This is a genomic window from Methanoculleus sp. UBA291 (genome assembly GCF_002499755.1).
GTDB lineage: Archaea > Halobacteriota > Methanomicrobia > Methanomicrobiales > Methanoculleaceae > Methanoculleus > Methanoculleus palmolei.
On sequence record NZ_DANC01000007.1, the window covers coordinates 83,221 to 93,506 of the forward strand.

At 52.2% G+C, this 10,286-nt stretch carries 9 CRISPR repeat arrays.

Annotation, left to right across the window (positions count from 1 at the left end):
• Positions 1-56 precede the first annotated feature (56 nt).
• A CRISPR array of direct repeats spans positions 57-4,370; the repeat unit is 37 nt; unit sequence GTTTCAATCCCTATCGGGTTTTCTCATCAGCTGAGAC.
• 106 nt (positions 4,371-4,476) lie between these two features.
• Positions 4,477-5,309: a CRISPR direct-repeat array (repeat unit 37 nt; unit sequence GTTTCAATCCCTATCGGGTTTTCTCATCAGCTGAGAC).
• 107 nt (positions 5,310-5,416) lie between these two features.
• Positions 5,417-5,815: direct repeats of the CRISPR family, unit length 37 nt; unit sequence GTTTCAATCCCTATCGGGTTTTCTCATCAGCTGAGAC.
• 106 nt (positions 5,816-5,921) lie between these two features.
• Positions 5,922-6,466: direct repeats of the CRISPR family, unit length 37 nt; unit sequence GTTTCAATCCCTATCGGGTTTTCTCATCAGCTGAGAC.
• A 105-nt stretch (positions 6,467-6,571) separates the two neighbouring features.
• A CRISPR array of direct repeats spans positions 6,572-7,116; the repeat unit is 37 nt; unit sequence GTTTCAATCCCTATCGGGTTTTCTCATCAGCTGAGAC.
• A gap of 106 nt (positions 7,117-7,222) precedes the next feature.
• A CRISPR array of direct repeats spans positions 7,223-7,767; the repeat unit is 37 nt; unit sequence GTTTCAATCCCTATCGGGTTTTCTCATCAGCTGAGAC.
• A gap of 109 nt (positions 7,768-7,876) precedes the next feature.
• A CRISPR array of direct repeats spans positions 7,877-8,420; the repeat unit is 37 nt; unit sequence GTTTCAATCCCTATCGGGTTTTCTCATCAGCTGAGAC.
• Between the two features lie 322 nt (positions 8,421-8,742).
• A CRISPR array of direct repeats spans positions 8,743-9,143; the repeat unit is 37 nt; unit sequence GTTTCAATCCCTATCGGGTTTTCTCATCAGCTGAGAC.
• Between the two features lie 400 nt (positions 9,144-9,543).
• Positions 9,544-10,230: direct repeats of the CRISPR family, unit length 37 nt; unit sequence GTTTCAATCCCTATCGGGTTTTCTCATCAGCTGAGAC.
• The last annotated feature ends 56 nt before the right edge of the window (positions 10,231-10,286 follow it).

Sequence of the window (10,286 nt, forward strand, 5' to 3'; positions counted from 1 at the left end):
GTTTTCTCATCAGCTGAGACCGCGACCTTGCGGGACTCTCGTGTATCCATTTGCCTGTTTCAATCCCTATCGGGTTTTCTCATCAGCTGAGACAGGGCGCGGTCTACGATCTGTGGGACGAGAGTCAGGTTTCAATCCCTATCGGGTTTTCTCATCAGCTGAGACGCACCCGGTTCACGGCAGCGAGACCGGAACGAACCTGTTTCAATCCCTATCGGGTTTTCTCATCAGCTGAGACGTCCGGGCGAATTCGGTGAGGTCGGCGGTTCCAGTGTTTCAATCCCTATCGGGTTTTCTCATCAGCTGAGACGCGGCGCGTGGGACTACTCCACGTTTATCCCCGTGTTTCAATCCCTATCGGGTTTTCTCATCAGCTGAGACCAGCGGCCGGTCTTGAGGGAGCGGTGAAGATCGCTGTTTCAATCCCTATCGGGTTTTCTCATCAGCTGAGACCCTCCTGCTCGACGCTCTCGGGGAGCCGAACGCGGTTTCAATCCCTATCGGGTTTTCTCATCAGCTGAGACGTGGTTGATAGGACAGGTCCGGCCGGTCGTCAAGCGTGTTTCAATCCCTATCGGGTTTTCTCATCAGCTGAGACGCAGAATGCCTTCGGGGGTTGTTCTGCGGGCGGGTTGTTTCAATCCCTATCGGGTTTTCTCATCAGCTGAGACACCTTTGCGACCGGCGGCACGACCCTCACGCTCTTGTTTCAATCCCTATCGGGTTTTCTCATCAGCTGAGACACAACTAATATACCTCGGAACAAACTCACAAAACAGTTTCAATCCCTATCGGGTTTTCTCATCAGCTGAGACATGAGGCCGAACGCGACGGCATGCACCTCCTCGTAGTTTCAATCCCTATCGGGTTTTCTCATCAGCTGAGACGGAAATGCGATGGAGGTCTTCCTGGATGGCGAGTTTCAATCCCTATCGGGTTTTCTCATCAGCTGAGACGCCACTTCGGAGGCTTCGATATGTCTAGACTAGCAAGTTTCAATCCCTATCGGGTTTTCTCATCAGCTGAGACCTCGCACCGTTCCGGGGAGACGAGCCCCGACCCGTGTTTCAATCCCTATCGGGTTTTCTCATCAGCTGAGACACCCCCTCGGCACGGACCCGCTCAGACACCGGGATGTTTCAATCCCTATCGGGTTTTCTCATCAGCTGAGACCTACCGAATCGATAAGATCGAGCACCACCGTACCCCAGTTTCAATCCCTATCGGGTTTTCTCATCAGCTGAGACAAACCGATCCCGGATCTCGTCGAGGGTCGCCGCCTGTTTCAATCCCTATCGGGTTTTCTCATCAGCTGAGACCTCAGGGCAGTTAAATTTACCGGAACGGCTGGAGACAAGTTTCAATCCCTATCGGGTTTTCTCATCAGCTGAGACGTTTCCCGTCAAAACGTTATGAGTTTGCATCTGTCATTGTTTCAATCCCTATCGGGTTTTCTCATCAGCTGAGACGGCCTCCGGCCTCCTGGCGGGCTACATCGTCTTTGTTTCAATCCCTATCGGGTTTTCTCATCAGCTGAGACGGCAGGACTCCGCCCCGATAGGGATCCGCTGGAGGGTTTCAATCCCTATCGGGTTTTCTCATCAGCTGAGACTCGGTAATTGCAGGGTATCGCAGCAGAGAAATGTTGTTTCAATCCCTATCGGGTTTTCTCATCAGCTGAGACCTTCAACGGTCTCCTTTCTGACGTTGACGGTTCGAGTTTCAATCCCTATCGGGTTTTCTCATCAGCTGAGACGTTGTCGGCCTCCGGCGGTACAGGATGGCGCACCGAGTTTCAATCCCTATCGGGTTTTCTCATCAGCTGAGACCCATCCATCCATCCATCCATCAAGAGACTTAAGGGTTTCAATCCCTATCGGGTTTTCTCATCAGCTGAGACTTGGAGTTTCGGGTACTCATCCCGGATAGCCAGGATGTTTCAATCCCTATCGGGTTTTCTCATCAGCTGAGACACGCGCTCCGGGACATCCGCATCAACGTCACCACCAGGTTTCAATCCCTATCGGGTTTTCTCATCAGCTGAGACATGTTGGTTATAGCCGTAGTAACATCTACCATACTTGTTTCAATCCCTATCGGGTTTTCTCATCAGCTGAGACTGGGCTCCTCCGCGCGAGGGGAAGACTTACTTCTGGTTTCAATCCCTATCGGGTTTTCTCATCAGCTGAGACCTCAAGATCCTGGCCACTGGTCGCGGGCTCACCCGTTTCAATCCCTATCGGGTTTTCTCATCAGCTGAGACGCCTCGCGGAAGGTTGTTTCCCATCCGGTCATTGAGTTTCAATCCCTATCGGGTTTTCTCATCAGCTGAGACCACCTCCAACCCCCCCGGGGACGGTTGACCAGGGCCGGTTTCAATCCCTATCGGGTTTTCTCATCAGCTGAGACCCATCGGTAGTTGCAGGGGATCTCAGCAGAAAATGGTAGTTTCAATCCCTATCGGGTTTTCTCATCAGCTGAGACGGAAGCGTGCCGTCTCCCCCGACGACTTCATAGGTGTTTCAATCCCTATCGGGTTTTCTCATCAGCTGAGACTATAGGTGGCCACCGACTCCGTGAGTTGATCCCCGTTTCAATCCCTATCGGGTTTTCTCATCAGCTGAGACAGGACAAAGGAAAATATGACCGCACCAGTATAAAGGTTTCAATCCCTATCGGGTTTTCTCATCAGCTGAGACCGGTCGGGGTTGGTTTCGATGGAAAACCGATATACTGTTTCAATCCCTATCGGGTTTTCTCATCAGCTGAGACGTACTCGATGCCACCGGGGACCTACTCGCCGGATAGTTTCAATCCCTATCGGGTTTTCTCATCAGCTGAGACGGAAAAGCGGGAAACGGTCATCCTGCACCTGCCCTAGTTTCAATCCCTATCGGGTTTTCTCATCAGCTGAGACAGACCAGGCCACCCCCCATCCCGCCAGCCGGGAGAGTTTCAATCCCTATCGGGTTTTCTCATCAGCTGAGACTCTGCTGAGATCCCCTGCAACTACCGATGGATGGATGTTTCAATCCCTATCGGGTTTTCTCATCAGCTGAGACCAAGGCGCGATACCCTGACGCGGTCCCGACGTCAGTGTTTCAATCCCTATCGGGTTTTCTCATCAGCTGAGACATGGAGACGTCAGAAGATGAAGATCACTAAACACGACAAGTTTCAATCCCTATCGGGTTTTCTCATCAGCTGAGACACACCGCCGGCGGCCCCGTCCGCACCGTCGCCATCGGTTTCAATCCCTATCGGGTTTTCTCATCAGCTGAGACCTATTCGCTCCTCGCGACCGTCAACCAGTACGGCAGGTTTCAATCCCTATCGGGTTTTCTCATCAGCTGAGACACTACTCGCTCCTCACGACCGTCAACCAGTACGGTAGGTTTCAATCCCTATCGGGTTTTCTCATCAGCTGAGACGTTGCCGCTCTGGGTCGTCACTTGCTCAGACCACACGTTTCAATCCCTATCGGGTTTTCTCATCAGCTGAGACAGGGAGCATAACATGCAGGCATACAAAATAGCCCTCGTTTCAATCCCTATCGGGTTTTCTCATCAGCTGAGACTGATGTGGCGCTATTCCACCTCTCCCGAACCTGAAGGTTTCAATCCCTATCGGGTTTTCTCATCAGCTGAGACCCGTCGTCGTCCACGAGGGCCCCCGGATGCTTGGTTTCAATCCCTATCGGGTTTTCTCATCAGCTGAGACGGTGATACCAATGTACGGTTCCTGTGGCGATATCCCTGTTTCAATCCCTATCGGGTTTTCTCATCAGCTGAGACACCAAACTGACGAATACGATTGCGACGGCCCTCTGTTTCAATCCCTATCGGGTTTTCTCATCAGCTGAGACAAAACCTCCATGCGAGGCAATCCACCCATCCCAATGTTTCAATCCCTATCGGGTTTTCTCATCAGCTGAGACAAGAGCGACCTCAAGTACGACGTCGGCGGGACCTAGTTTCAATCCCTATCGGGTTTTCTCATCAGCTGAGACCAGACACCACCCGCAGGCCCATCCGGTCATCGAAGTTTCAATCCCTATCGGGTTTTCTCATCAGCTGAGACAGGTCACCAGGCCGGACACCTGCAGAGGGATACACGAGTTTCAATCCCTATCGGGTTTTCTCATCAGCTGAGACCGTCCGGGACTGCCTGGTTCATCCTGCCGGCGAAGTTTCAATCCCTATCGGGTTTTCTCATCAGCTGAGACGTTGCGTGAACCCCGCCTCCCTACCTACCCACATAAGTTTCAATCCCTATCGGGTTTTCTCATCAGCTGAGACTCGCCGTGGCGTCCCGAGCGTCGAGCGGGGACTAGTTTCAATCCCTATCGGGTTTTCTCATCAGCTGAGACGGATGCGGATCCAAGAGTTCTGGCGGTTCGTGCAGGTTTCAATCCCTATCGGTTTTCTCATCAGCTGAGACTTTCACCCGGAGGATTGTTGCCGGGGAGACGATCCGGTTTCAATCCCTATCGGGTTTTCTCATCAGCTGAGACCGAGCATGGTTCGACGAGAACGTCGACGTGCTCCAGGCGTTTCAATCCCTATCGGGTTTTCTCATCAGCTGAGACGATCGACGCGGTCATGGGCATCGGGGAGGATATCCTCGTTTCAATCCCTATCGGGTTTTCTCATCAGCTGAGACTACGACCACCTTGAACTCTGTTGCACGGATCTCGAAGTTTCAATCCCTATCGGGTTTTCTCATCAGCTGAGACAACATCACCGGTGCTCTCCCGGTCGGTCAAGATTACTGTTTCAATCCCTATCGGGTTTTCTCATCAGCTGAGACCAGACACGCCCCTCTAAAGCGATCCTGTCATGGATGTTTCAATCCCTATCGGGTTTTCTCATCAGCTGAGACCCGGGAGGTAGTCACCAGCGACCATCAGGTGTATGTTTCAATCCCTATCGGGTTTTCTCATCAGCTGAGACTCTCCTGGCTGTCGTAGATCGCCGCACAGAGCATGTTTCAATCCCTATCGGGTTTTCTCATCAGCTGAGACGGGGCAAGGTCGATCCGGCGTTCGGTGCCGTGGAGGTTTCAATCCCTATCGGGTTTTCTCATCAGCTGAGACGTTCGGCATGACCCGGGGGAGCTCCTACACGATCGTTTCAATCCCTATCGGGTTTTCTCATCAGCTGAGACATGGGCGCACGAGGACCACCTGGTAGAGATCTATGTTTCAATCCCTATCGGGTTTTCTCATCAGCTGAGACGTATCGGACGGAAGACGGGCGACGGCACTACAAAGTTTCAATCCCTATCGGGTTTTCTCATCAGCTGAGACGCTGTCCCACGGCCGACCACCGCCCCGCCCCTTTAGTTTCAATCCCTATCGGTTTTCTCATCAGCTGAGACGCACCCCGATCGAGGTCACAACCCGGGCCGGCACCATGTTTCAATCCCTATCGGGTTTTCTCATCAGCTGAGACATGTCCCTCTCCTGCACCCGGGCGCGCAGATCAGGTTTCAATCCCTATCGGGTTTTCTCATCAGCTGAGACACTGTAACAAGGTCGATATCAACCTCCCCGAATACCCGGTTTCAATCCCTATCGGGTTTTCTCATCAGCTGAGACGGCATTCATCTCGACGATCCTCAACTTCTTCTCAGTTTCAATCCCTATCGGGTTTTCTCATCAGCTGAGACGCAGTTGGTAGAGGAGTAGAAGATGGACACAATAAGTTTCAATCCCTATCGGGTTTTCTCATCAGCTGAGACTCAACGTCACCACCAGCACCGAAGGCGACACAGGCGTTTCAATCCCTATCGGGTTTTCTCATCAGCTGAGACCCGCGCCGCGCCGCCCGATCCTCTCGCGCCCCCGAGGTTTCAATCCCTATCGGTTTTCTCATCAGCTGAGACTGGACAGAATGTAAGGTATTTGGTGCCTGCTTTTTGTTTCAATCCCTATCGGGTTTTCTCATCAGCTGAGACTCTTCAACAACGTCACACCCGGCCCCTACACCATGTTTCAATCCCTATCGGGTTTTCTCATCAGCTGAGACCCATCCAGGCCCCCTGGACCGGCTGGCAGGAGTGGTGTTTCAATCCCTATCGGGTTTTCTCATCAGCTGAGACGGCCCTGCTGCACGAACCAATCGAGTACCATCCTGTTTCAATCCCTATCGGGTTTTCTCATCAGCTGAGACCCGATACCAGGAGGAGGGATACCAATGAGCAGAGCTGTTTCAATCCCTATCGGGTTTTCTCATCAGCTGAGACAGTATGGGCGCACGAGGACCACCTGGTAGAGATCTATGTTTCAATCCCTATCGGGTTTTCTCATCAGCTGAGACAAGAACCTCCCGGTCTTGGCCCTCACGGTCCCCGGGTTTCAATCCCTATCGGGTTTTCTCATCAGCTGAGACCTCCATGTCCTCGCCAGACTGCTCCTCCGTTGCGATGTTTCAATCCCTATCGGGTTTTCTCATCAGCTGAGACATGGTGAGGCTCACCGTGCCGGCGTCGAGAGCCCGGTTTCAATCCCTATCGGTTTTCTCATCAGCTGAGACTAGATTGTCCCGTCGTCGTGCTCTCGCACCTCGTCGTTTCAATCCCTATCGGGTTTTCTCATCAGCTGAGACCCGGAGCCCGTGCGATCCTGGTACGTTGAGCACAAGTTTCAATCCCTATCGGGTTTTCTCATCAGCTGAGACGGACCGACCAGGGCCATCCCCCGCTTATCGACAGCCCAGTTTCAATCCCTATCGGGTTTTCTCATCAGCTGAGACACAGCGCCCCGGCCGGACTCTCCGGCTACGACATGTTTCAATCCCTATCGGGTTTTCTCATCAGCTGAGACTCTCCTTCCTAGATAGTTTGATTCTCATTCTCGTTGTTTCAATCCCTATCGGGTTTTCTCATCAGCTGAGACGCGGCCGTCCGCACCCTCCACACCCCTCAAACCATCGGTTTCAATCCCTATCGGGTTTTCTCATCAGCTGAGACTGGTGGTGCGATTCTCTCGCCGGCGTATAGTATTGGTTTCAATCCCTATCGGGTTTTCTCATCAGCTGAGACGGCACTGATGATCATCATCGGCGGCGCGGTGGCGGTTTCAATCCCTATCGGGTTTTCTCATCAGCTGAGACAATCCATAGAGTATACCTATCCAACACCATACTATGTTTCAATCCCTATCGGTTTTCTCATCAGCTGAGACTAACGGTATCAGACTCACCACCCAACGTATTAAGTGGTTTCAATCCCTATCGGGTTTTCTCATCAGCTGAGACGGTTTCTTTGAAATGATTATTGCACAGGACATGACGTTTCAATCCCTATCGGGTTTTCTCATCAGCTGAGACAAAACCTTCATGGTTATGCAACTATTGTGAATATGCCGTTTCAATCCCTATCGGGTTTTCTCATCAGCTGAGACGCTTTCCTGGATTATGGACGGGAACTTACATTATGGTTTCAATCCCTATCGGGTTTTCTCATCAGCTGAGACCGGACTTCAGCGTCACCATCCCTTCAGTCTATACGTTTCAATCCCTATCGGGTTTTCTCATCAGCTGAGACGCCGGCGGGGCATGGACATCTTCCTCCGCTACCCCATGTTTCAATCCCTATCGGGTTTTCTCATCAGCTGAGACCGATCTGGTGGTGGCATACTCACCCGGATGCGCCGAGTTTCAATCCCTATCGGGTTTTCTCATCAGCTGAGACCCCCCGCAGCACCCGAGAGGTCCGGGAGTTTCTCGTTTCAATCCCTATCGGGTTTTCTCATCAGCTGAGACTAAGCAGTTAGATTCTGGTGGAAGTAACATCAACGTGTTTCAATCCCTATCGGTTTTCTCATCAGCTGAGACGACATCTTCCGCATCGACGCCACGCAGGTCGGCACCTAGTTTCAATCCCTATCGGGTTTTCTCATCAGCTGAGACCCACATTATCCGGTAGGCGGACAACCAGGTTTCTATGTTTCAATCCCTATCGGGTTTTCTCATCAGCTGAGACCAGGCAACGATCCGAGACACACGAGTTTCGTCTTGTTTCAATCCCTATCGGGTTTTCTCATCAGCTGAGACTATTCTCCGGCCTGCGCCGCGCCTCGACTGTCCACGTTTCAATCCCTATCGGGTTTTCTCATCAGCTGAGACATAGAGCCGGGGGAAACCGGGGGGTTCCCTCACTAGTTTCAATCCCTATCGGGTTTTCTCATCAGCTGAGACAATCCTGACCGACCGGGAGAGCATCAACCGTCTTAGTTTCAATCCCTATCGGGTTTTCTCATCAGCTGAGACTGTTGATACGCCTGGAACCTCAGTTCCAGTGTCTATGTTTCAATCCCTATCGGGTTTTCTCATCAGCTGAGACCTTACCAGGGTAGAACCTCCCCAGGTCAGCAACCTTGTTTCAATCCCTATCGGGTTTTCTCATCAGCTGAGACGTTGCATCGCCGACAGGAGCAGGGAGACATGAACAGTTTCAATCCCTATCGGTTTTCTCATCAGCTGAGACGGACGAGCGAGCGCGGGGCGTGCCCGGAGTGCGGGTTTCAATCCCTATCGGGTTTTCTCATCAGCTGAGACTCGATCGCCCCGGTGGCCACACTGCCGACCTGCTCCGTTTCAATCCCTATCGGGTTTTCTCATCAGCTGAGACCGCCGCTCGGCAGATCAACGATCCCTTTTCCGAGCGGTTTCAATCCCTATCGGTTTTCTCATCAGCTGAGACCGTTGCAGAACTCGGCGAGGACCGACGGCGGTAGGTGTTTCAATCCCTATCGGGTTTTCTCATCAGCTGAGACCTATCAAGCGTAAGGGGAGCAGCAACCCGCTGATCGAGTTTCAATCCCTATCGGGTTTTCTCATCAGCTGAGACGACCACGATCCGGCTAGCAGGCGTCTCCTACGACCTGTTTCAATCCCTATCGGGTTTTCTCATCAGCTGAGACGCCCGCAGCGCCCGGAGGACGGTCTCGATCCGGGTTTCAATCCCTATCGGGTTTTCTCATCAGCTGAGACCAGAGACCCCAAAACACATCCAGACGAGGTTGTTGTACGTTTCAATCCCTATCGGGTTTTCTCATCAGCTGAGACGCATCCGGGACCCGGAGATCTGGGCGACGGCCGAGTTTCAATCCCTATCGGGTTTTCTCATCAGCTGAGACCGGAGGAGCAGGCCCGGATCATCAAGCACCTCAAGAGGTTTCAATCCCTATCGGTTTTCTCATCAGCTGAGACAGTTTCGGCACCGGCACCACCGACCCCACCAAGCAGGAGTTTCAATCCCTATCGGGTTTTCTCATCAGCTGAGACATTCCCGGTCGTTTAAGAATTTCACGACGGACGAGCAGTTTCAATCCCTATCGGGTTTTCTCATCAGCTGAGACGGAGCGCCTAATGACTCGCATGGACACCTGGTCCGTGTTTCAATCCCTATCGGGTTTTCTCATCAGCTGAGACGGCGTCAATCTCCGGCGGCCACCGGCCCGCGAGGAGGTTTCAATCCCTATCGGTTTTCTCATCAGCTGAGACAGTGCGCGCTCGGGAAGTCCGAGGCGGTGAGCGGGTTTCAATCCCTATCGGGTTTTCTCATCAGCTGAGACCTTGATGTCGTCTGCATCAAACGCAATGGTAATCTGTTTCAATCCCTATCGGGTTTTCTCATCAGCTGAGACATTGTCTACGTGCAACCAGAAGATCCTATCAAGCGTTTCAATCCCTATCGGGTTTTCTCATCAGCTGAGACGTGCTACAGTTGTTTGCCTTATTCCTGCTCGCACCGAGTTTCAATCCCTATCGGGTTTTCTCATCAGCTGAGACCGAGCCTCTGTGGCGTAGTGCGGCGGATAGTCATGTTTCAATCCCTATCGGGTTTTCTCATCAGCTGAGACTCATCTATGGGTTTAGTAGGGTAGAACCTCTTGAGTTGTTTCAATCCCTATCGGGTTTTCTCATCAGCTGAGACAAAGACCACCACGCGAGGCTTTCGGGGCACTTCCGGAGTTTCAATCCCTATCGGGTTTTCTCATCAGCTGAGACCCTGCAACCTTATTCAGAAGATCAATGTGCATACGGTTTCAATCCCTATCGGGTTTTCTCATCAGCTGAGACGGTTGTTTTGAGTGTTCTTTCAATAGAACCACCCAGTTTCAATCCCTATCGGGTTTTCTCATCAGCTGAGACGTCATCCGGGCGTTCGTGGTAGATGTAGGATCGGTTTCAATCCCTATCGGGTTTTCTCATCAGCTGAGACTGACCTGGCGGTGATCTACTCGTGGGTTGACTACGTGTTTCAATCCCTATCGGGTT